Genomic DNA, 24,489 nt, shown 5'->3' on the forward strand with positions numbered 1-24,489 from the left:
ATCAATGGAGAAGATAGTAACCTGATTTGTACGGGTATCCGTATCTGGTTGGTAGTTATTGTAATGGGTCGAAAGTTCCACCCCAGTTATTGTTTTGAGACATTGCGGGATTACTGTTGATTGATGCCAGGGGAATTCCATAAAAATATGAGCCAGACTGATAATTAAGGGTAAACCTGGTATCTAAATTGACCGTCGAAACAGTAAAAAAAGCATATGCCTGATCTACAGAAAGACCATCCCGACCCGCATAAGGTGGGGCGGTGAGGCTTGGTGGTGCATTGTTGGTCGTAACAATGCGAATGCCCATTCTTCTGCTTCCATTCAGCGAAAGCAGCAGCTTTCTGCGGCGTAGGTCGAAAAAGCGTTTCCCTTCAAAAGCAAACTCAATCTGGCGTTCAAGCATCAGCATACTGATCATCCGCAGACGATCGGTTTTGATAATTGGATCCAGGCCAAAATTACCATCAACGCCAGGTTCAATACCCGCCCGTCGTCTTATTGATTTAATCCCTTCGAAAGCTTCGTCCATCCTTCCTGTCTCGGCAGCAGACTCTGCCAAATTAAGAATCACCTCGGCAAAACGGATTTCCATCCAGTCAGCGCCGGCAAAGGGCACGCTGTTCAGGCCAAGATTGGGATCAATGGCTTTGCGCAGATATAAACCGGTTGTGGTCGAGCCGGTAGGCTCAACTGACCTCAATGTACCATTTGCCAGCGGCGCAAAATAAGTCCATAATCTATAATTTGTATTGTTGTTAATCGCCCATGTACTGCCATTAAAAGCGATAGTTTTATCATAACGGGGATCACGGTTTTTATAGAAGGTGTTCTGGTTATATAAATAGGCTGATTTATTTGTTGCAGGATTTGCATCTGGTGTTTTGCCATCCTTCATGGGGTAGGCCTGAACTAGGTTCCAGGTGGGCTGGTTGGCTGCGGAAGAGGTACCGGTACTTAAGTATGCCGGGCGGGTGGAAGCATCATAACCGTTCGGCTTACTGGTCTGATCCCCGGGTGAGTTGTTGAAGCCGGTAACCATTATCGCTTCGGGGTTACTGTTCCCTTCACTGAACCACATGTTATCATATGAAGGGTGTAAGCCATAGCCGTTTGCGATCAATAGATCGTAAGCTGATTTATTGGCTGCATAGGCTGCATCCCATCTGCCAGGATTTGTCGCGGTGTGATCACCCTCCAGGTATTGAGGACTTGCATATTCCAGTAAAACCCTGCCTTTATAAGCCAAAGCAGCACCTGCTGTAATACGGCCATAATCTGCTGTGAGCCACTTTTTCGGTAGATACTTGGCTGCGGTATCCAGATCGGCTGATATCTGCTTGATGCAGTCTGAGGTTTTGTTTCTTGGAATGCGGGCTGCTTCTTTAGCCTCATCTCCAACAGCATCAAGTGGCAATAACACCAGAGGAACTCCACCATATAATCTTACCAAGTTATGGTAGCGGAATGCTCGGAAAAAGAGCGCCTGAGCTTCAAACCGTTTTTTTTGACCCAGTGGCAGAGGACTGCTTTTCAGATCCTGAATAAATTGGTTGATTATGCGTATCTTAAAATAGTTGCCAGAGGTATTGCTACTGCCGAGATCGGATACACTGTTGATCGTTAGAGTACCTTGTACAAATGCATTCTCTGACCATCCCTCATCAGACTTGTCATTACTGGCTCCTAAACTTCCCGTTACATTTCCAAACCAGGTGGGGAGGTTCTGATCGTAAATGTAGTCGAGTTGTTGCTTCACAAGTATGGAGTCGCTGAAAACGAATTGAGGTGATACTTTGTTCAGGTCCTGTTTGTCCAAGACTTTCTTGCAGCTTGGCAGTAAGAAGAATAATCCGGTAGCGATTGTTATTATGGTAGATAGAGGTCTCATATTTTTATTGTTAAAATCCAACATTTAATCCGAATGAATAATTTTTTAAAACAGGGTAACTTGTATAAGGTGAGCCATTGTCTCTGTAACTGAAAGGATTATAGAAATTGATCAGGTTTTGTCCGTTGAAATAGGCTCTTATATTGGCAACTCCCAATTTCTTTGCGATAAAGTCCGGTACGGCATACGAAAGGTTTAGGTTGGTCAGTCGGAATACTGTTGAACTTCTTTCCCAGAATTGAGAGGTCACATTGTAGGACTCCCGAAAATAGGGGGATGGAAAAGCAGCATCGGGATTGGATGGTGTCCAGTGATCTTTCCAGAACTCTGGCCGGTTGGTAATATTGGTCGAGCTGCTGATCGCATATCCAAACGCATCTCCTTCAACAAAAGTACTGCCGCCCCATTGTACGCTGGTTATTGCGTTTAGACTGAACCATTTAAAGGTAATACCCAGATTCAAACCCAGATTATAGTTGTTGCCTGAGCGTTTAACGTAATCCTGATCTTCGGTGTTGATCCTTCCGTCTGGCGCTGAATACTGACCATTTGCATTGATTGGTCCACGTTTGTCTTTGTAATACAACATACCTGGCTGTGGCACCAGACCAAAGATGCGAACATCGGCAGGGCTAATTCCCGCTGCTGCTCCCATCTCATTTTTTACCCGTTCAGCATCGGCAGGCGTACGGATCATACCAGCATAGTCATAACGAAGTGTACCGATATCAGTGGATCTGCCGTTCCTGTCCAAATAAGTGCCATTTATGCCTGCTTGCTGATCAATCTTTACATTTTTTGCATCAAACCATGATAAAAAGGGGGTAAAGTTGTACGAAAGGTCCTTACCTATTTTGTCTTTCCAGCCAAATGAAATCTCGAACCCGTAGTTGTTGATATCAAGATAGTTCTCTACCGGAAGTCTTGCGCCCACTATAAATGGCACTGCAGCTGACAGTTGGGTCAGTAGGTTTGTGCGACGTTCAAAGTATCCATCGACTGTGAATGATAAACGGTTATCTAGAAACTGGGCATCTAGGCCCAGATTGGTTTTGAGATTATCATCCCACCTGGCATCCGCGTTGGCCAGCAGAATGCTTGGTTCTACTGTTGAACCACGAACGCCAGTGGGCTGTCCAAACACAGCTGCATGGCCAATCGCAAACTGATAGTTGCGAAGATACTGAAAGGCATTGCTGTTATCATTGCCCAAGAGTCCAATCGAAGCCCTAAGCTTCAGGTAGTTTACAAAAGCCAGACCTTTTTTGATAAAAGATTCCTCCGAAAGTACCCAGCCAACGGAACCTGAGGGAAAGTATCCCCATTCTTTACCGGGAGCAAAGTTTGTATTGGCGTCTGCACGCCAGGCGAGTTCCAGTAAATATTTATTTGCATAATTATAGTTCAACCGAAAGGCATAGGCCAATCGTCCATATTCTCTCAGCAATCCGACCTGATGTGCCTCTTTTTCGCCATAAGCAAAGTTAAAGTTGTCCAAACCGTTGGGGTAGATTCCATCTTGCTGCGCAACAACTCCTTCGGAATAGCGTTCGGCCTGTTCATACAGGGCCATAACTGAAAAGTCATGCTTGCCAAACTTGCGGCTATAATCAACTATCCCGTTCAATTGATAGTTGTTGGCAAATGTGGGGTTTATACGGATCCGGTCGCTATTGTTTATTCGAGGGATATTGATGATTGTGCCGCCTGGGATATGCCTGTTTATGCCTAATCCACTGTATTGGTAAAAATCAGTGTAAGTGCCAAACTCCTTTCCGAGTGTGATATTATAATTTTTGTTGTATGTTCCAGTTAAACTCAATCCTTTAATGAAAGGTACATCATATCTGACATTGGCGTTGATATTCAACAAGTAGGTTCTGCTCATGGCATAGTTGTCCGATGCCTGAATGGCAAAGAAATTAATGTTTTCTTTAGCTGCACCGGATCCTTGACTTAGGAGTACAGGGTTTCCGTCGATATAGTATTTTTGCCAGGGTGCAACACGTAATAAGCTGAGGAAATCATCATTGTCACTGGTAGAAGCTTGCTTGAACAAATACTTGCTGTTCTCATTAATGGCGCCGCTTAAAGATAAACCAACCTTTAAACCATTTGCCACGCGGGCATCAGCGCTTGCTCTGTAGGTCCACCGGTCAGATTTAACACCTTCAAAGTTGGAACCCTGTTTTACGTATGTTGCTCCTGCGAAATAGGTCGCTTTATCACTGCCACCACTGACGTCAAGTGCATGGCGCTGCAGGACTGCAGTCTTGAATGCCTGTTCCAGCCAGTTTGTATTGTTTGCCGGGTCTGAAAAATAGGCCAGCTCATCAGGGGTATAGTAGCCTGGAACCCTCGTGCCAGTGGGCGAAACACCTAAATCGTTCAAAGTGTAGTTGTTTGCAGCCTGATAGTAATCATTCACGAATGTGGCCAATTCGCTACCACTCATCATTTTGGGCAACTGTGTTGCATCGCTCAAGCCCAGCGAACCTGAATAATTGACTTTCGGCGCACCGGTCTTACCTCTTTTTGTCTTGACAATAATTACACCATTAGCCCCCTGGATACCATAGATAGCCGCTGAGGCGTCCTTTAGTATTGTGAGGCTCTCCACCTCACTTTGATCCAGGAGATTGAAGTCCTGAAGGGTGCGAAAGGCATCATCAATAATATAGAGTGGATCTGTTGTATTTCTTACTGTCCCGAATTGAGGGTTGCGAATAGTAATGCCCGCATTTACGCCAGGTCTTGTATCGCCACCCGAAACAATAACGTTGGGCAATGTCCCGCGTATCGCAGAGGCAAGATTGGTGGTAGGGATGTCTTCAACAGCCTTAAGATTGACCTGGGATACTGCACCGGTCAAGTGTATTTTTTTTTGTGTGCCATAACCTACTACCACCACTTCGTTTAAATTGTTGTCGTTCGATTGCGTAAGCTTTACATCCCAGCTGGTTTCATTTTGGCGAAGCGCTCGCTCCTGGCTGACGTAACCTACATATCTTATCATCAAAACGATATTCTGTGCATTGGTAGCATTTATCACAAACCGACCATTCTTGTCGGTCTGTGTAAGCACTGGACTGTCTTTGATCTGCACGGTAACCCCGACAAGAGGTTCGCTGTCTTCAGCGCTCTTTACCGATCCGGTTATTGTTCTGATTTGTCCAATTGCCAGTCCCGTTATAGTAGAGAGTAGCAGACATAGTAAAAGTTTCTTCATTTCCTATTAAATTATAATTATCAAAAGCTTGGTTCCTAATAAGTGGCTATGCGAATAAGATGTTGCGACCCCTTCAAATTGCCGATCGATATTGCCTAGCATCAAACTTGAATCAGGTTGACTTGCGGATCAAAAGCGGAGCGATAAGTTAGCCTGGCAGATTTGCATGAAGCAACCATTGTTATAAGTTTATTGCAATGGACGGATCCAGAGCAATCAATTATTGCCCAACGGGAATTTGTAAATAATTTACTCTTCATATTTGGTTAATTTCCTGGTAAAACTGTCAATCATGTGAGTGATAGATTATGGAACTGAGCGCTGTTCTCCATCTGATACCCGACAGGTCATTCACCAGAGTGTTTGATGAATAACTTGCTGAGAAATTTTCGACAGATACTTACCTTATATCTCATCACAATATTGAAATGTTCTGCATATCATTTCCTTAAACTATCACAATGTTTTTCAATAGAGATGCTTATTTTCATTTATCAATAAACAACTTCTTTATATAAGAAACACGGTGTGATCAAGTGCTATAAAATTCTGCAAAGAGGATTTGGTTTGCGGATGATTATTTACCATCTTTTTATACAATTTTACCTACTTTAGGCAGCCTTTAAAATAATCCGATAGATTGTTTTGTCGAAGACAATCAATGATCCGTTTGAAATTGTGTTATAGCTGAATGGGCGAAAGTCAAATCAGGATAGTCTGATAAAAGAAAAATTATCGATAGAAAATAAAAAAATAGAACCAGCGCAATTTTCCTAACGGGTATTGTTTGTAATAAAGCCAAATTTCGTCAACGTTAATTTCTTCCAATCTTTTCAGTAGGGGACATTACTTGATATAAAACTGGGGGTTATTGTGTTTATCAACAATCAGATATTGACAAGCATACCAGAAATTATTGTCTTGGGAAATTAGAAGATTCAGATACATTTTAAACAAATACTTTTTGAAGCATTTCTTTTAAAACCTTTAATCTCAATTAAAAACTGGAATTATTTTTATCTTGTAAATCTTCGTCAAGCATCATTATGATCTTTATATTATCTGGCAAGGAGATTTAGATAAAGTAAAGAGCAGATTCAAAGTAAAGTCCGTGTCTGGATAGATCATGCGCGCGTCCTTTCGAGAAAGTCATCTAACACCTGGCAGGGTTTGGTCGATTTTGTGTTGATCAGTTTAAATAATTTCCTTATGGACTAAATTAGATGTATACATTCATTTAACGGAACCACTACCCGCAAAGAGGCATCATATTGGTAAAGATGATGCACATAATCAAGGTTGATTTTTTGAATGACTCCTTTGAAGGCAACAACCTATAAGGATTTTCCAAGGATGATTTCGAACCCTTCTAAAGATGCAAAAGGGTTTTTACCTTGGCGTATGCGGGGTCCCTAGCTTATTGTGTCTACGTTATTGGCGAGATTGCGATAATTTATTCGCTCATTGGGGTTCGAACCATTTAAAAATTCTTCCAGGTTAGTATATCCGTCACCATCCGTATCCACTGCGCCATCTTCCGCATCCATAGGGTTCAGTTTGTTTTTTTTCTCCCATTCATCTGGCATGCCATCGCCATCGCTATCACTGGCAACCTGCGCTGATTGATAGGTTAAGTTGGGGTAGCCACCTACTTCGGCTATATCTTTAATGATTCCTATTCGGGTTAAGGGCTTACCCGATCTCACCATTTCGGTTACCCGTATATCTACTGCATCCCGTTTAGGTAAAGTGGCGCCTGCCTTCGCCAGCACTGATTCATAAGCCAGATCAGCTGTTTGATGTGGCGATACCGGCCAACCCTCGAAAGGAGTATTTACCCTGGCCAGACTGGATCCTGGCTGCTGACCTAATGTTGAGGTCATGCGCATTCCTGTCCAGTTATTGGCTATTACTTCTTTGTTACCATCCATTATATTTCCTGCAACATACCATTTGCCCGGTCTTGCGGCGGCTTTTGTGTACCAGTCACCTTCAGCCCATGCGCTTCCTGGAGAATACTGACTGCGCTGTTCAATGCGGGCAAATACGCCACGCATATTTTCATTCGTAGCGGGACCGGGTTTAAAATAATTATTGATGAGATTAATGTTCGATGTTTCATCACCACCATCAATAGATCGGTGTCGCCAGTTGAAGATTACATTGTTCCTGAAATCAAATGCGCCTGACATGCCGATCGAAGGGTTTCTGGCCGTGTTACAGGCGAATAGATTATGATGGAATGTCGACGGGTTTCCACCCCACGTCCCACCAAAAGCGTGACCCCTGGCATCAAGCGCTTCACTGGAGATGGTCCATTGAACAGTGATATGTTCCGCGGGATCTTTTATCTGGCTCTTTCCATCTAATGAGGATCGCATATGGCGATACAGTGAGATGTTTTCATCCATTCCCCAACTGGTCGAACAATGGTCAATGATGATATGATGAAAGGGATTTCCCCCGATGTTGTCATCTCCCTGCCCACCAGAGGGGACACCTCTTCTCACGCGAATATGCCGAATGATAACATTGTATGTATTGATATTTAAAGTGCCTGCAATGCATATCCCGTCACCAGGCGCTGACTGCCCAGCCAGAGTAATATCAGGGTGATTGATGTTTATATCCGTCACAATCTTAATTGTACCGGCAATACGAAACAATACCATCCTGGGACCTTTGGCTTCCAATGCCTCACGTAAACTGCCCTTTCCCGAATCATTAAGGTTGGTCACGGCAAAGACTTTTCCACCACGTCCACCAGAGGTAAACATACCGCCACCCCACGCACCGGGAAAAGCCGGTATCACCCCTTCGGGCAACCGGGGTGGGTGAGGAGGGATCTGGCCGATTTCAGGTAGTGTATTGGCAATATTGGGTTCCTGTGCATCAACGCCTTTTGCTAAGATCAATAATGCAAGAGCTAGCATCCCTGCTACGAAAAGTGTACGCATTTTGTATGTATTTACTGTAAATCCTAATATATTACGAAACGTGAACGCTATTCGCTTTAATAAAGGTAAGCTGTAATTCATTACCATTGGTTTGATTGGGTGAAACAGTTTGCTGCGCAGGTGCAGCAAACGCGTTGTAATTAACTTTTAACTCTATTGTGCTGTATTGGCTTTGTTTTCAAGTGCTTCGGTTGCCTTGCGCAAATCATAACCCTGCGCTGAGAGATAATTATTTGCCCTTCCTCTGAATTTTGCAAACCACTGATTTCTTTCCCTGCTGGTCAGTACGTTTATGGCGTTTTCTCTTGCCTCAATCAGATAATCAAACACTTTTTTCTTTTGTTCAAGGGTCAGATCAGGAAGCAGAGCCATAAATTTTTCATACTCTTTTTTTAAACTTTGAGCAGTCATTTCATTTTTAATAACTTCGACCTGTTCCAGGGTGAGCTGCGATTGCAATGCAGCTGTGAACGCATCACGCTGCTGATCCAGTTTGCTTTTGCTTTCTTCCCAGCCGTTTTGGTTGTCCTGCTCCACTTCGTCCGTGGTTTTTGCAGTCTTCTTGATAGCCTCCTGCTTGGCGAGTTTTAGGCCCTGTATCCTCGAAATTTTCTGATACTGAAAAGCAATTAGGTTCCTGATGATTTCGTTTTTTTCACTATTCTTCAGGCCCAGGATGGAAATTATCCGGTTGGACGCTGTAATTTCGAGTGCTGAGGATGTTGTGTCCCTTCTTTTTGCCCAATACTCCCCCTCCTGTTTTAGCTGGTAACCGCCGGCTGAAAGATAATTAGCGATTTTGCCTTTGTATTTATTGAAAATCGCATGTTTCTCTTTTGCAGAACCACCATCCATAGCAGTCTCACGGGCCATTTTAAGTAGCGTCATGATGCTTGCCTTCTCGTTATCGGTCAGATAGGGGAGCATCAGCAGGTAATTGGCATAGGTAAGGGGGGCGGTATGATAAGTCATTCCATCTTTTACTTCTTCTATATCCTCGGCACCAAGCAGTGCACCGAGCCTGGATAGAAAAGTGCGGTGCAGTTGAGCTGTATGCTTTGCCGTGCTTTTATTGATTATGCCGGTGTTCGATGTGTTTTTGTTCGATAATTTATTCCGTTCGGTTTGGATCGCGTTCAAATCAATATATTGTCTTGCAATGAGTTTCTTGACCTCTTGCTTTTTTGAAGGATTGATCTGGAGTGTTTCGACTATTTTTGTCGCCCGATCATTTGCGGTTTCAGCATAGCGTTTATTGGACTGGGCTCTCACTGTGATCACCATCAGAGCAGTAATAAAGTAAGTGATTATTGTAATTTTCATATTAAGGTTTCTCTGGATTTTATTATTTCAATTTTGCTTTTGCATAGGGGATTGAGGATGGACTGCTTCTTTATGGTGGTATTAATTGGATTTAAAGTTGATACGCCGAATTTTATGGTACAATCTTTTGAACCATTCGGCAAAGCCTTCTTTAGTGGATTTTGTGAAGAGGCGCTATCTCCGCTGATTAATACCCTTGGCGTATTGATAATGCATAAGTAAAAGTCTTCCGGTGTCGCATTAAGCAATATATAAACAGAAGCGAGTAAACTTTGGTCGCAGAAATGGATCGATACCCATTTTAAAACTCCGTAAATATTTATTTTCATTTCGGTTCGTAATATTCACGGCCCGGGCAATATTTCCCAATGCCGACCACTTCATCTTTCTTTTTTATTTGTCCAATCAGCCTGTTAATTAAAATATGAAATATGACGGTTTTTTTAGATAAATACATATGCCTAATTTTAGGTAAATGAATTCATATCCGTTCCTCGCTTCCATCATTTTGCGCCACTCCATTGGAATAACAAAGAATCAGCTGTTTGTCAATCAAACTTCAACAGACATCGAAATTCAAAAGGACCTCCCGTTATTCTGTCATAAAATTCCGAAAAGCAGAGAATGGATTTTTACTTTTTTTTACCAAGTCTTTGTACAAATTTGCCAAGTACAAAATCACTTAAATTTCTCTTTCTTTAATTTCTGGTAAATAAATTTCTTAGCCATTGCATTTCTCCAATAATAATAGACCTGGTTGTTGAACGATATTGAACAAAGATTAGGTGAAACGTTTGCAATTTTTAAATCTGTTGCAATCGAAAAATGTTTACGGAAGTTTTTCCTCTGAGTGGAATTCACTAACTTAGGATCACTAATCAAATGCATTAATCAAGGCATACCCATCTGCCTAAAACCAAAATTGTAAAGATATGAGGGCGGTGTTCGGGAAATTGTTTTTTATCTATCTGTTCTGTTTGTTTGCTGCACAAACATTTGCCCAGATTCCGCCAAAATTAGCCCGTTATACCTCCAAAGACGGACTGCCCCACAATACCGTTTTAAGTATTGCGAAAGACAGAGAGGGTTTTATGTGGTTTGGTTCCATGGAAGGCCTGAGCAGGTATGATGGCCAGGATTTTCTGACTTATCGATCCAGAAGCAACGATCATTCCTCTTCCAAGAATAATAGGTTCGACAAAATAGTTGAAGACCTTGCGGGCTATCTCTGGCTTAGGGCAAAAGATAAAAGAGTCTATCGTTTTGACAAGCGGACCGAGCAATTTTTATCGGTCGAAAAGAATATGCGTAACAGTGATCGTGTGGAATATGTGAATATCATTGCCTCTAAGGTTAGCGGCATTTGGCTCTTTACAAAAAAAAACGGCATTAATTATATTGCCAGTGATAGAAAAACAAGACCACGATATCATAATTACAGTGCCACTTCTAAAGGACAGACCAGTATACAATCAAATCAGATCAGTTTTTTTCATGAGGACCGCAATTTAAAAATTTGGGTAGGAACCACAAACGGTCTGACGATTCTGAATAGAACCGGAAAAACCAACAGACCTTATCGGTCCAGGCACCTTCTTGCCAATTCTGATTTGAGAAGCGTCGCCGAAGACAAGGAATACCTATGGTTTGGTACAGCTGATGGCACACTCGTCCGATATTCCAAAAATAGTTCAGCCTTAGTTAAAAAGAGACTATCAAAGTTTTCTATAAACGGCTTGATGGTTTCGGTTCACGGAGGGAATCTTTTCCTCACTACTTCTGGAGGCGCTATTCTCGAAATCGATAGGGAGATGAGGCAGGTTGGCCAAACATCAATTACTAGTAAGCCATTATTTACGATTTTTGAAGATAAAATCGGAGCCCTTTGGGTGGAGCCGGAAAAGCAGGGTATAATACGATTTCAAAAAAGTGACAGAAGTTTTCAGATCTTCAGCGGGACAAAGAATGCTGCTGTAAATCTTTCCAAAGATTATTATAAAGTCTTTCAGGATGATAGTGGCACTATCTGGGCCTGCCTGAAAGGGGGAGGATTCGGATACTATGATCCAAGATTAAACAAGATTGCTGCCATAACGAACAGGCCTGGCGAAGCGGCACATCAATTTTCCAATATTATTACAAGCCTTTTATATGACAGGCAGGGACTGGTCTGGCTAAGTGAGGAATCAATAGGTTTACATAAAATCACCTTTCAGAGAAATGATTTTAAAGTCAGGAAACTCGTTGAAAACAGCCATGCAAAATATGAAAATGAGGTAAAGGCCGTATTGCAAGATAAAGAAGGAAGACTATGGCTTGCGACAAAATTTAGAAAACTGTATTGTTATAAAGTTGACCAAAAAATCAAGCTGCCATTCGTTAACTATCCATTGGGGGATATGGGTCGGATTTATGATATCCTGGAAGATTCAAAAGGAAATCTATGGTTTGGAACAAGGGAAAATGGTCTTTTCAAAGCCGAGCCAGTTAACGGGGGGCGTTCCAGCTATAGACTAGTCAATTTTAAGCACGATGGAAAAGATCCATTTAGCATCAGCAGCAATGTTATTTACGATATTCTGGAAGATAGGCGGGGAAGAATCTGGGTTGCTACAGGCTCAGGCGGAATCAATCTGATCTCCACACGTAAGAGCAAGACGATATTTATAAACAGCTTCAGGAATTATCCTAAAAATTCGTTTTCATTCCTTAGAAATCTGGAAGAAGATAGTCAGGGGAATATTTGGGCAGGTACTTCTGAAGGCCTTTTGATATTAAATCCCTCAGGAGATAGGGCTGATTCTTATCCAATAGTATCCTATTCCAATAAGTCTGGAGACTCTACCAGTCTGAGCAGTAACGATATCCAGGACATTTATAAAGACGCCAAAGGCAGAATTTGGTTGGCTACCCTGGGTGGGGGTCTCAATTTAGCGCTCGGCAGGAGACCGTTTGATGGCCTTCAGTTCAGAAAGTATACTGTTGAAGATGGCTTTGCAAGTAATTTTGCGGTCAGCATACTCGGAGATTCCACGACGGGCCTATGGATTTCCACTCATAACGGAATTACCAACTTTGATCCTGATTTAAATAAGGTAAGGAATTTCGATGAAGATGATGCGCTGAATGTTCAGCATTTTTCTGAGGCATCGTCCGGCCAACTAAAAGATGGCATGATTGCTTTCGGATCGGTAGAAGGTTTGGTGATGTTCAAGCCTGCTCAGATCAAAAGTCGCCCTACGCTTACAAAATTGGTATTTACCAAACTTCAAATCAATAACAAGGATGCATCCCAATATGCCTCGCAGAAAACTTTGGAGCAAAATATCAATTACAGTTCATTCATTCGACTTAATCATGATCAGAATATTTTCAGTATCAGTTTTTCTTTGGTAGATTATAAATCTGAAAGAAAGCCAAATTATTGGTACCGCCTGAAAGGCTTTGATGATGAATGGAAAGATAATGACAATAAACAACTGGTCAGTTATACCAATCTGCCACCGGGGAGATATATTTTTGAAGTAAAGGCTCGCAATCCCGGGCTATACCTAAAAACCCCTTACAGGAGCGTAGCAATCGAAATCCTTCCTCCTTTTTGGAGAACGTGGTGGGCCTATCTCATTTATTTCTGTATTGCGCTCATACTCGCACATATCATTCGCAAAACCATTCTGACCATGTTTGCTTTGCGAAACAAAATCATTGTGGAAAAGCGGATTGCCGACTTAAGGCAGGATTTTTTCACCAATATGTCCCATGAGTTGCGAACACCGCTTACTTTGATCTTAAATCCTCTGGAGCAGGTATTGCGAAAAGAGCCTCTCTCCGAGCAGGGAAAGAATTTTCTCATGCTCGCCAGAAAAAATACCGAGCGAATGGTCAGGTTTGTGAATCAGTTTTTAGAGTTGAGAAAAATTCAGAATAATAAGTTGGAACTTAAAATTTCCGAGATAGAGTTAATTGCATTTGTCAGAAACACGTGCAGCCTTTTCACCGAAATAGCAAATGAGAAAAATATTTCCATTAATACCTCATCGAATGTTGACGTACTTTTTGTCTGGCTGGACTCAGACAAAATAGATGTCGTATTAGTCAATCTACTGGCCAATGCGATTAAGTTCAGCCCTGAAAATTGTGATTTGTTTATTACGATTGAATACCATCAGGGGAATCACTATTTTACTATTGACGTAGCCGATCAGGGTAAGGGGGTTCCCGAGTCCGAACTGGACAAGATTTTCGAACTATATTATCAAACGGAGGCTGGATCACAAAATTCTACAGGTACCGGTATTGGACTTGCTTTTTCGAAGGCCCTTATTGAATTGCATCACGGTGAAGCATTCGCTACTAATAACCCGGATGGTGGCCTAACGGTTACACTCAAGTTGTTGTATGGAAGATCGCATTTCAACAGTGACGCTTTTGCATCCGGATCAGGAGCCATTGTGAACCGGACATCATCCTTTAGATCCGATTACAGATTGTCAGATAACGATTTGCCAAATGATGACCATAAACCGGTAGTGTTACTTGTTGAAGACAATCATGACCTGCGAAAATTTATGCAAATACAATTAAGTGAGCACTTCCGCGTATTGACAGCAGAGAATGGCGAACAGGGATTTAAGATGGCGATCCAGGCCCGGCCGGACTTGATTTTAAGCGACGTGATGATGCCGGTGCTGAATGGCTTTGAAATGCTGAAAAAATTAAAGGCGGATATCAAAACCAGCCACATTCCAATAGTACTGCTTTCAGCAAAGCAATCTGTGGATAGCCAGATACAGGGTCTGGAATATGGCGCTGATCTTTACATCAGTAAGCCTTTTAATAACGAACTTTTACTGGCATCAATAAAGGGGCTGATCACCAAACGGAAGAATGCTTTCCAGAATACCCTGGATGGACCAAAGCGTTTATTGCCTGAACCAGAGGAACTGGTGATAACTACCCAAGATGAGCTTTTCCTAAAAAAAGTGGTCGATGTTGTAAGTGAAAAAATGACGGATCCTGAATTTACTATTGAATATGTAGCGGAAACAATCGGGATGAGTAGGTCGGCTTTCTTCAAAAAATTTAAAGCACTAACATCACTTGCACCGGTAGAATTTATCAAAGAGATGCGCATTAACCGTGCAAAGGCATATCTTGATGCTGGGGAGAACAACATCTCCAGCGTAGCCTACGCCGTAGGCTTCAATGATGGTAAATATTTTAGCAGGTGTTTTAAACAACTTGTCGGCAAAACACCAAGTGAGTATTTAAAAGAAAAGCATACGTCTTAATATCATACTATAATGATATTTGCATGTTTAGCCCGCAGAATGATTTAAGGCCATTGCTTTTATTAATGAGATTTCTACCATATGTGCTTGACCGCACGGCTCTGCAGCGCTTCTGCTGGGATCCAATAAGTTGGCAATATCTGTTAATCGATCCTGTCCAGTGGTTTAAAATATCAAAAATAACACTGTTTCGACCATTTTATACACCTCATATCTGCATAACATGGGTAGGTTTGGACGTCGATAATTTTATAAGCCAACGATATATTCTTTCAGGCGAAACTATCGCAAAATCGTTAACCAAATTTATTTCACGTTTTAATATGCCATATTCAAGCGATGGCATTATAGACAATCAAGTATGAGAGCACAATTTCAAAAGGTTCACTTGCTGAACAACAGCAGTTATAGTGTGTCAAACGGGAATGCCCAAAACCTGTCCCAATGGCACTTTCATCATGAACTGGAACTTCACTATGTAATTAGAGGAACGGGAACAAGGTTTATAGGAAACAATGTTGCTCCGTTTTCTGCCGGGGAGGTCATACTTCTTGGGGCGAATCTGCCGCATAAGTGGAAGTTTGACGAAACTTTTTCATCTGACAGCACTTGCTCGCGGGAATCCATTATCCTGCATTTTGAGGCGGATTTTCTGGGTTCATTTTTTCTGTCGTTACCTGAAGCGAAATTGGTCGGTAAAGTGATTGAACGGGCGAAAAGAGGAATGATTTTCAATGGCAATACGAGCAAAAAGCTGGCCGCCCTGATCAGGTCTTCGGTTAATTCTACCGGCATGGAACGGATTGTGATACTGTTATCCATTCTTTCAGCTATTTCAGAAACGGAAGAATTTGAGGAAATCACCTCCCCCTTCAGATTGACAGTTCCAATGGAACAGGATGGATCCAGACATGAAAGAATTACCGATTTTGTTTTGAAGAACTACAAGAATGATATCTGTTTGGAAGATGCTGCCGCTATCAGCAATCTAAGCACTACCTCATTTTGCCGTTACTTCAAGCTTGTGACCAATAAAACCTTTAATGAGTTTCTCCAAGAGATCCGAATCGGTCACGCATGCAGGATGATCATTGAAAACAAGTTTCCCATAGACGTTATCTGTTTTGAATGCGGATTCAAAAATGTCTCAAATTTTTATCGTCATTTTAAAAATATAGCTGGTATGACACCTAAAGTGTTTAAGAACAGTTTTATCAACTAACCTCCTTCGGGAAAACCGAATTCTCCTCATAGGTAGAAAAAAATTCAAAAGCTAAACTGGTATCTAGTAACCGATGCTGCGTTTATTATTTGGTTAGATACGGGATAAATTGGATAGTTTATCCCGTTCTATTTATAGATAAAAGATCCGGGTGGGATGCTGGCGATTGTTTAAAAAAAAACATTTCAAAAGCATTACTGCATTTATCGTAACAACGGTAGCCATTAACGTGTGTTTATATTATCAAGCTATTGTGGCTTGCACATGAAGATGCGCAAATTTTCGTATTAACTCACGATATAGTGCTAATGGCTTGTTGTAAGCCCAGGGTAGAGCAGAAGAATTGCCAGATACAGTCTCTCCGAAATTTTTGAAATATGTTAAAAAACATTTGTCATTATAATTAGATAAACAGTATGGATTGACCCCACTGTACCAAGAGTAGATTTTCTGTTAAGTATTGTTTGTCAATTAATTAGCGATTTAGTGAAAAGGGATTAACCTGATTGTGTCATCCTGTTAATCATCAGAAATATTTATTATCCATTTCTGGAGTGCCACTTTTCTGGATTTTCGCTTAGCTCTGATTTTTTTCTTTTTGTCTACAACTTTGGGAATTAGCTTTTCTCTTTCTTTTCGTAATTTCATCAACCTACCGAGCTCATTGTACTCTGTCATCTTAGTGTCTAGTTCTGCAATTCTCTTCAAATCAGCAATAAATTTATTACTAATTCGAACCATTATCGACCCAATCGTACGGTATTCCCTTAGGGATACCGTACTTTTTTAAATAATATTTTGTAAGCAAAAAACTCCAAAGCTTATAACTGATAAAATATTTCTTTCCTTTATTTTATTAAATACTTGTATTATGCGATTCTTACTGTATTAAATAAATTAAATGTAATAACCTGCCTTCGTATTAATTTGAAAAAGTGATCGTTTTTTTGGAAGCTTTATCTGTAATAAGATGACAAGTAAATTCAGGACTCTAAGATCCACTACGGAAGCTGTTGGTTACTGAAGATGAAATCTCTAGTCGACAGACAGTTTTTTCAGAAGAGCAACTCTAATATTAAAGTTAATTTTACGAATGGGGTTTCGTGAGATACTTCAGTTATAATACATAGGAATTTCGAAAAGGTTACCTACTATGGAAATTATTTCTTGGGATTTTTTAAAACCAAATCCTTATTAATCGGTTTTATTTACTTGTCCCGGTTTCGTTTACACAAAATTTTATATTTGAAATGAGAAAAGGGACAATCATTGCTTACAATAATAAAATTGGGCATGGAATTATTAAAGATACCAATAACCAGAAAATAAAATTTCACTTGGAAAGAAAAGAGCAGGTCAGCCGTTTAGATTTTGTTCAATTTGATATTGCTTTTGTTAACGGTTCATTAAGAGCGGTTGACGTTTCAAAAATTTACGATTCTGAGGCTATATCACTCAAATGAGTTGATTTTGATAGCTGGTGAAATGATTATAATTTAATTGGGAAGATGTTAAGTGAGTGCCTTTAATGATGACCTATAGTTCAAAACCAAGCACTTTGTATGCCTCCTTTTTGTATCTCTGTAAGTGTTTGTTATAGGATTCCTGATCAGCAATCATACTCAGGAAATAATAGGCACCATCAGAAATGACAAAAATAATATCAGCAGCTTCCGCTGCATCCTGAATTTGGATTAATTCTTTATCTATACAGTTTTGTATCAGCTTTTCAAGCCATTTCCTCAATATCAAATGCAAGTCCCTGAAATGTTCCAGGATTTTCTCATTCCTGAAAATCAGGGCAAAGCAGTTGTAAAAAATACTGTCATCTACATAACTGTTCCACTTTCTTGAAAAAATATTTTCCATCACCAGTTTTAGTTTGCTCAGTGGATCTGCATATTCTTGCTGGGGTTCATAGACGTTTTGGTAACCGGTAACAATAAAATCAATCAGGCCAAGCAACATTTCCTCTTTGTTGGAGAAATAGTGTACCACCAGGCTCTGGTGCATATCAAGCTCTTTGGCAATTTTGCCAAAGGAAACATTCTCAATGCCTTCTAATCTGGCGATTTCATAGAAGGCCTGTATAATTTTTTTTTGCTGACCTTCCTTTAAGCTTTTTCTTCCCATAAGAATCCTAAACTATAAATTTTCTGCGAATTAACACGTTTTAAAATAGATTTACTGAATGGTCAATTTATTTAATAAAGATTTTATGATGCCTTAACATTCCGATGGTTCCTTTGCAGCATAAATCAAACAACATGAAAAGAATTTACTTATCCCTATTGGTATGTTTTTTACTTGGTTCTGTTAATGTTTTTGCACAGCAAAAAATAAGCGGAACTGTAAAAGATGACCTTGGTGAAACGCTGGTGGGTGCTTCCATACAGGAAAAAGGAAAAACTAATGGTACCCAGACAGATGTCGATGGGCACTACTCATTGACGGTGAGTAATCCCGATGCGGTATTAATTTTTACCTATATCGGTTACATCAAACAGGAGGTTGCCATTGGGAGCCGCAAAACAGTAGATGTAATTTTAAAGAAAAACGATGCTGATCTTAGCGAGGTGGTTGTAGTAGGTTATGGAACCCAGAAAAAGGTAAACCTTTCGGGCGCTGTAGATCAGGTGAATGCGAAAACACTGGCCAGCAGACCTATTGCAAATGTGGCTCAGGGATTACAGGGTCTGGTGCCAAACCTGAACATCGACTTTGGGTCCGGCGCACCGGGTGCTACAGCAAAGATCAATATTCGTGGTATTACTTCAATCAATGGTGGAGATCCGCTGATTTTGATTGATAATGTGCCATCTGATGCTGCAGAACTTAATCGTTTGGCTACACAGGACATTGAGAACATTTCGGTGATCAAAGATGCATCGGCCTCTGCTATTTATGGCGCCAGGGCGGCCTTTGGGGTGATTCTGATCAAGACCAAAACGGGCACCCAAGACGGCGTAACAGTAAGCTATAGTAATTTTATCTCACTGAACAAACCTACTATCATTCCTGATAAAGTTACCGATCCCTATATCTATTCTCGGTTATTGGAACTCTCCACCAACAATACCCCATGGGATAATGTAAACTATAGCGACCAGTCCTACCAATATGCAAAAGAAAGGTCTGACAATCCTGATATTTCTGGTGTGAGGGTCAATCCCAGTGATAATAAACTTTGGGAATATATGGGCAACCAGGATTGGACCCGCTATTTTTTTAATGATCAAACCTATTCACATGACCACGCATTATCGGTAAGTGGAAAATCTGAAAAGGCGCAGTATTACATCTCTGGAAATTACAACAAGCAAAATGGAATGCTCAAGATTGCTGATGACTATTTCGACCGCTATAATCTGCGTAGTAAAGTAAATTATCAGATAACGCCCTGGTTAAGTTTTGGTAATAACACATTCCTAACTAAGACACAAAGAGAAAACCCGAGTCAATATTCCATCACAGGTATTTATAACCTTTTTCCTACTGATTATGATAAAAATCCCGACGGAACATGGGCAAATAATGCGGTTGGCCGCACCGGTGCACAACTTACAAACGGTGGAAAAGCAAGTGATAAATATTTTAGTCTTCAAACCCAGTTTAATGGCGAAGCTTCATTATTGAAAAACATGTTGAAATTTAATACCGATTTTACTTATCGCAGGGGAGCAACGAACTATGATGAGAGTACGGTACCTTATAAAATCGGCTTTGGTCCTGATGATGTGAGGGAAGAAGGAAACAGTTACGCCAGAAAATGGACAGGTTTTGAAGATTATACGGTACTGAATGCTTACCTCACCTTTAACAAACGTTGGCAAAAGCATGATTTCACGGCTCTGATAGGTTATAACCAGGAATATTTCAGGTCAGAAGAAAATGATACCAGGAGAACCAATTTAATCTCTTCATCCTATCCAACGATAGGCCTGGCGACCGGAGAACTTTCCTCTACTCAATCGATTAACGATTGGGCAGTACAGGGCTTGTTTTTTCGCCTGAATTACATATTTAACGATAAATATATCCTGGAGCTTAACGGCCGTTATGATGGAAGTTCCCGCTTCCCAACTGACAAGAGATGGGGTTTCTTTCCTTCCGCTTCTGCTGCCTGGCGGATTGATCAGGAAGCATTTATGGAAAGTCTGCGCCCGGTAATCAGTAACTTTAAATTGCGTGCTTCATATGGTTCTTTAGGAAATCAGGCTGCATCAAACTACGGCTATATTTCTACCTTTAACCCGGTACGCTCGGGCTATCTTATCGGAGGTTCTCTTCCCTTGACGGTTACCACACCAGGCCTGGTAAGCCCGGATTATACCTGGGAAAAGGTGAACACCGCAAACCTTGGAACTGATATTGGCCTGTTCAACAACAAATTTAATTTAACGTTTGATATTTATCAGCGAAATACCAAAGGCATGCTGGCTAACGGAAGAGATTTACCAGATGTGCTGGGCGCTACAGAGCCCCGTGAAAATGCTGCTGATTTGCGCAACCGCGGATGGGAATTGTCGCTTGCTTACCAAACAAGTTTTAAAACCGCTAAAGATCCCATTAACTTTAATGCCCGGTTCTTGTTGTCTGATAGCAGATCGTATATCACAAGATTTGAAAACCCAAACCAGAGTTTAACACAATATCGTGAGGGCATGGAACTTGGAGAAATCTGGGGGTTGCAAAGCAACGGATTGTTCCAAAACCAGGCGGAAATTAATGCGCTGGATCAGTCTTCTATTATTCCATGGGGAGCACTCTCCATTGTGCCGGGATGGCCTAAGTTTATCGATCAGGATGGCAATGGCAAAATTGAAACCGGTTTGACCGCTGATGCCGCAAAGGATTTATCAATCATTGGAAATTCTGCACCTCGGTTCCGTTTTGGTCTGGACCTTAACGCAAGTTGGAAAGGATTCGATGTGAGGGCATTTTTTCAGGGGGTTGCCAAACGGGATTATTATCCTTTGGATTACCTATACTGGGGATTTTACCAGCAGCCCTATGCTGGTGGTTATTCTCACTTGCTTGATTTTTATCGTCCAAACAATGACAGCCCGGTGGATATGGCAAAGCATTCGCAGGCCTATATCAATGCAGGGTTGGCCAATCAAAATCTGGATGCCCGATACCCGATTTTGCAATCCTGGCTGGCTGATGTAAACCTGGGTACAAATATCAGAGATGCCAAAGGGTTGGCTATCCCACAAACAGGGTACATGCTCAATGGTTCTTATCTTCGTCTGAAAAACGTAACCATTGGTTATACCATTCCGGCTTCAATTACCAAAAAATGGCACATTTCCAACCTGAGGTTTTATGTGAGTGGTGAAAATATTTATGAGTGGTCTGCACTTAAAAAATTCTACGACCCGGAATCAATTAATGTAAATGATGTACTCAACCCACAGGCCACAAACACCAACCGTTCAGGAAACGGGTACGCATACCCGTGGCAAAGAAGGTTCTCGGTGGGTTTAAATCTTAATTTCTAAACAAAGCAAAATGAAAAACTTTAATAAATATATTGTTGGTGTTGCTTTGGCAACACTGAGCTTAAGTGGTTGCAAAAAAGACTTTTTAGACAGACAACCACAAACTTCTATTGGTAGCGACAATTTTTTCAACAACGAACAGGATTTAAAGCTATACATCACCAATTTATACAACTTTGCAGGCGTGGGGATTTTTAACGATGACCGGGCAACCGATAATGCGGCAACAACCGGAAACGTGGAAATTAAAACCATGATGGTCGGAAATCCGGGTCCATCTACCATCACAGGCGGATGGGACTGGGGGCAGTTGCGAAGTGCCAACTATTTTCTTGATAATTTTAGAAAAGCAGCATTGGGAACGGAAGTCCTCAATCATTACGAGGGCCTGGCCAGATTTTTTAGGGCTCAATTTTATGTGGCAAAGTTGAAACGCTATTCAGATATCCCTTTTTATGATAAAACAATAGGTACCAATGATAATGAGCTGTTGATGAAGAGCCGGGATCCACGTGCTGCGGTGGTAGATAAAATTATGGAGGACTATGCTTTCGCGGCTCAATATGTGAGAGAGACTGCCGAAACAGGCGCTATCAACCGTGCTGTTGTTAAGGCTTACAGAGCTAAATTTGCCCTTTATGAGGGAACCTACAGGCGTTATCATAGTGAGTTGAATCTGGCCAGTACTGCGCCACAGTTCCTTCAGGTCGCCAGGGATGTGTCGCGGGATATCATGACAAGTGCCAAGTACAGACTTTACAGCACTGGCAATCCGGCTCAGGATTACATGAATCTGTTTATCCAGCCAAGTTTGCTCAGCAATCCAGAAGTTTTACTGGCCGTTTACAACGAAAGTGGTATTCGCAACAGTGGCTGGAGTGAAACGGTGTTCGGGAACTATGAGGTTTCTCCGGCGAAAGATCTGTTACAGGATTACCTGATGAAAGATGGAAGTTATTATACCAATCAGCCAGGTTATGCTACCTTTTCATTTGTACAGGAGTTTCAGAACCGCGATCCCCGGTTAAGCCAAACCTATGCTTACCCGGGTTTCAATCTTGCTAATGTGCGTACTTACTCTCAAGGTGGTGGTTTATATGTACAACAACTGGCGAAAAACTTTACGGGCTATCATCAGGTGAAAGGCTTTGTAAATGACCCTACAACGGCCGCCATGCAAACCGTAGATGTGCCAATTCTTCGATATGCGGAGATATTGTTAATTTTTGCTGAATCCAGAGCAGAACTTGGTGAGCTGACTCAATCAGATCTTGATCAGAGTATCAACCTGATCCGAACCCGTGCAGGAATGCCGGCAATGCCTCTTAATCCTACTATTGATCCGGTCCAAAATGCCCGTTATGCAAATGTTTCGGGGGCACAAAAGGCGGTTTTATTGGAGATTCGCAGGGAACGCAGAATTGAAATGGCATTGGAAGGTTATCGCTTTGATGATTTAATGCGCTGGAACGCAGGGAAGTTGTTGGAAAAAGAACAGGAAGGTATTTATTTTTCTGGTCTGGGCAGGCACGATTTAACGGGTGATGATGTTCCGGATATTATTTTACTGGCCAACAATGAATCTATTCCTGCTGTTAAAGAAAAAAATTCATTAGGTAAAGATTTTATTTACTACCGCACCGGAACCATTGGGCAGGACGCTGGTGTATTTTTGAAAAATGGAACCTCTGGTACGATACAGACCATCGCAGACAACGGTATTTTCTTGGAGCCTAAATATTATTACAGACCAATTCCTCAAAGCCAGGTGTTGCTGAACCCTAATTTAAAACAGATATTCGGCTGGTAAACGGATTGATAAAACACATGAAAAAAATAACTTTAATTGCACTTTTTGCGGGAATAGCACTAAATGTAAATGCTCAAAAGAAGAAAGCTGTATTCATCATTATTGATGGTGTAGGTAAAGATGTTATAGAGAAACTGGCAACGCCAAACATTCATGCTATTGCTAAAGAAGGCGCGTTGATTAGTGCATATCAGGGTGGAGAACGTGGGGAGTATAATCAAACGCCTACCATTTCTGCGCCGGGTTATAACAATGTGCTTACAGGGGTATGGTTTAACAAACATAATGTTCCTGATAACGATATCAAGAATCCTAACTATTTCTATCCTACGATATTTAGATTCTTTAAAACCCAATATCCGGATAAAAAGGTGGGCATTTTCTCCAGTTGGGAAGACAACAGGACTAAACTGGTTGGTGATGCTCTGCCGCAAACGGGTAACATTAAGATAGATTATAAATTTGACGGTCTGGAGCTTGACACTCTTGAATATCCTCACGATAAAGCCCGCCAGTTCATGGCAAAAATCGATCAGGCGGTAACCGAAGAAGCTGCCCGTTGCATCCGAGAGCAGGCGCCAGATTTATCATGGGTCTATTTGGAATTCACGGATGATATGGGGCATGCTTTTGGCGACAGTAAACAGTATAATGATGCCGTTGTTGCTGCGGATCAGAGAATCGGGCAGATTTGGGCAGCTGTAAAGGAACGCGAAAAACAGTTCAATGAAGATTGGATCATTGTAGTGACTACTGATCATGGCCGTGATCCAAAAAACGGTCGCGGTCACGGGGGACAGTCTGATCGGGAGCGTTCCTCATGGATTGCAACGGATGCTGAACCTTTAAACGTTGTTGCCCAAGGAGAAAAGGTTAGTGTGGTGGATATTCTGCCAACTTTGGCCACACATTTAGGCATATCGCTATCAGATGATCAAAAACGTGAATTGGATGGTGTAAGTCTGATAGGAAAGGTTTCGCTCTATAATGTTGAAGCAAAACGAACGGGAAATATGGTAAAGTTAAAATGGTTGAGTGGAGAAGATGATGAAAAAGTGAAGATATTCCTCGCAAATACCAACAATTATAAACAAATGGGAAAGGGCGATAGCTATACTTTTTTGGCAGAAGTGCCAGTAAACAAGGGCAGTTTTGATATCGATCTGTCTCAGTACCCTAAATCCGAAATTTATAAAGTGATAATTGAAGGGGCTCACAACACGGTAAACCGTTGGATCGTTAATAACAAATAATCTTAAATG

General features: G+C 41.3%; 12 protein-coding genes. 6 read left to right on the plus strand and 6 right to left on the minus strand.

All coding sequences use genetic code 11. The annotated features are described in order from the left end of the window. Positions 1-55: 55 nt before the first annotated feature. The 5 genes from AC3ITD_RS04600 to AC3ITD_RS04620 all read right to left on the minus strand — a co-directional run bounded on the left by AC3ITD_RS04600 (position 56) and on the right by AC3ITD_RS04620 (position 9,729). A complete protein-coding gene (locus AC3ITD_RS04600; protein WP_489364395.1) occupies positions 56-1,891 on the minus strand; it encodes a RagB/SusD family nutrient uptake outer membrane protein in 1,836 nt (611 codons plus the stop codon). A gap of 10 nt (positions 1,892-1,901) precedes the next feature. Then, positions 1,902-5,120: a SusC/RagA family TonB-linked outer membrane protein gene (locus AC3ITD_RS04605; protein WP_489364397.1), complete on the minus strand. Its 3,219-nt coding sequence runs from the start codon at positions 5,118-5,120 to the stop codon at positions 1,902-1,904. 1,412 nt (positions 5,121-6,532) lie between these two features. Next, positions 6,533-8,077, minus strand: coding sequence for a polysaccharide lyase (locus AC3ITD_RS04610; RefSeq protein ID WP_489364399.1), 1,545 nt, complete (start codon positions 8,075-8,077; stop codon positions 6,533-6,535). A 153-nt stretch (positions 8,078-8,230) separates the two neighbouring features. Next, positions 8,231-9,400 (minus strand): DUF3826 domain-containing protein, encoded by a 1,170-nt coding sequence (locus AC3ITD_RS04615; protein WP_489364401.1) that lies wholly within the window; start codon positions 9,398-9,400, stop codon positions 8,231-8,233. Further along, positions 9,397-9,729, minus strand: coding sequence for a hypothetical protein (locus tag AC3ITD_RS04620; RefSeq protein WP_489364403.1), 333 nt, complete (start codon positions 9,727-9,729; stop codon positions 9,397-9,399). The genes AC3ITD_RS04615 and AC3ITD_RS04620 overlap by 4 nt, the downstream gene beginning before the upstream one ends. Positions 9,730-10,332: 603 nt before the next feature. On the opposite strand from AC3ITD_RS04620, the gene AC3ITD_RS04625 reads away from it, so the two are divergent. The 3 genes from AC3ITD_RS04625 (at position 10,333) to AC3ITD_RS04635 (ending at position 17,376) form a co-directional block, all read left to right on the plus strand. Beyond that, positions 10,333-14,691, plus strand: coding sequence for a hybrid sensor histidine kinase/response regulator transcription factor (locus tag AC3ITD_RS04625; protein WP_489364405.1), 4,359 nt, complete (start codon positions 10,333-10,335; stop codon positions 14,689-14,691). 361 nt (positions 14,692-15,052) lie between these two features. Beyond that, positions 15,053-15,913: an AraC family transcriptional regulator gene (locus tag AC3ITD_RS04630; protein WP_489364407.1), complete on the plus strand. Its 861-nt coding sequence runs from the start codon at positions 15,053-15,055 to the stop codon at positions 15,911-15,913. 1,250 nt (positions 15,914-17,163) lie between these two features. Then, entirely contained in the window at positions 17,164-17,376 is a 213-nt protein-coding gene (locus AC3ITD_RS04635; RefSeq protein ID WP_489364409.1) for a hypothetical protein, read from the plus strand. 73 nt (positions 17,377-17,449) lie between these two features. Here the strand turns inward: AC3ITD_RS04635 and AC3ITD_RS04640 are convergent, their stop codons facing one another. Continuing rightward, positions 17,450-18,046, minus strand: a complete 597-nt coding sequence (locus AC3ITD_RS04640) for a TetR family transcriptional regulator (protein WP_489364411.1) — start codon at positions 18,044-18,046, stop codon at positions 17,450-17,452. Positions 18,047-18,180: 134 nt separating this feature from the next. Here AC3ITD_RS04640 and AC3ITD_RS04645 point away from each other — a divergent pair, with 134 nt between their 5' ends. From AC3ITD_RS04645 to AC3ITD_RS04655, 3 genes are read left to right on the plus strand one after another with little or no spacing between them, the layout of a single operon-like run. Further along, positions 18,181-21,417 (plus strand): SusC/RagA family TonB-linked outer membrane protein, encoded by a 3,237-nt coding sequence (locus AC3ITD_RS04645; RefSeq protein ID WP_489364413.1) that lies wholly within the window; start codon positions 18,181-18,183, stop codon positions 21,415-21,417. A gap of 10 nt (positions 21,418-21,427) precedes the next feature. Further along, positions 21,428-23,227 (plus strand): RagB/SusD family nutrient uptake outer membrane protein, encoded by a 1,800-nt coding sequence (locus AC3ITD_RS04650; protein ID WP_489364415.1) that lies wholly within the window; start codon positions 21,428-21,430, stop codon positions 23,225-23,227. A gap of 17 nt (positions 23,228-23,244) precedes the next feature. Further along, positions 23,245-24,480 carry an alkaline phosphatase family protein gene (locus AC3ITD_RS04655; RefSeq protein ID WP_489364416.1) on the plus strand — a complete coding sequence of 412 codons (1,236 nt, stop codon included), beginning with the start codon at positions 23,245-23,247 and terminating at the stop codon, positions 24,478-24,480. Positions 24,481-24,489 lie beyond the last annotated feature (9 nt).

This window comes from Pedobacter sp. KH_004, assembly GCF_057840755.1.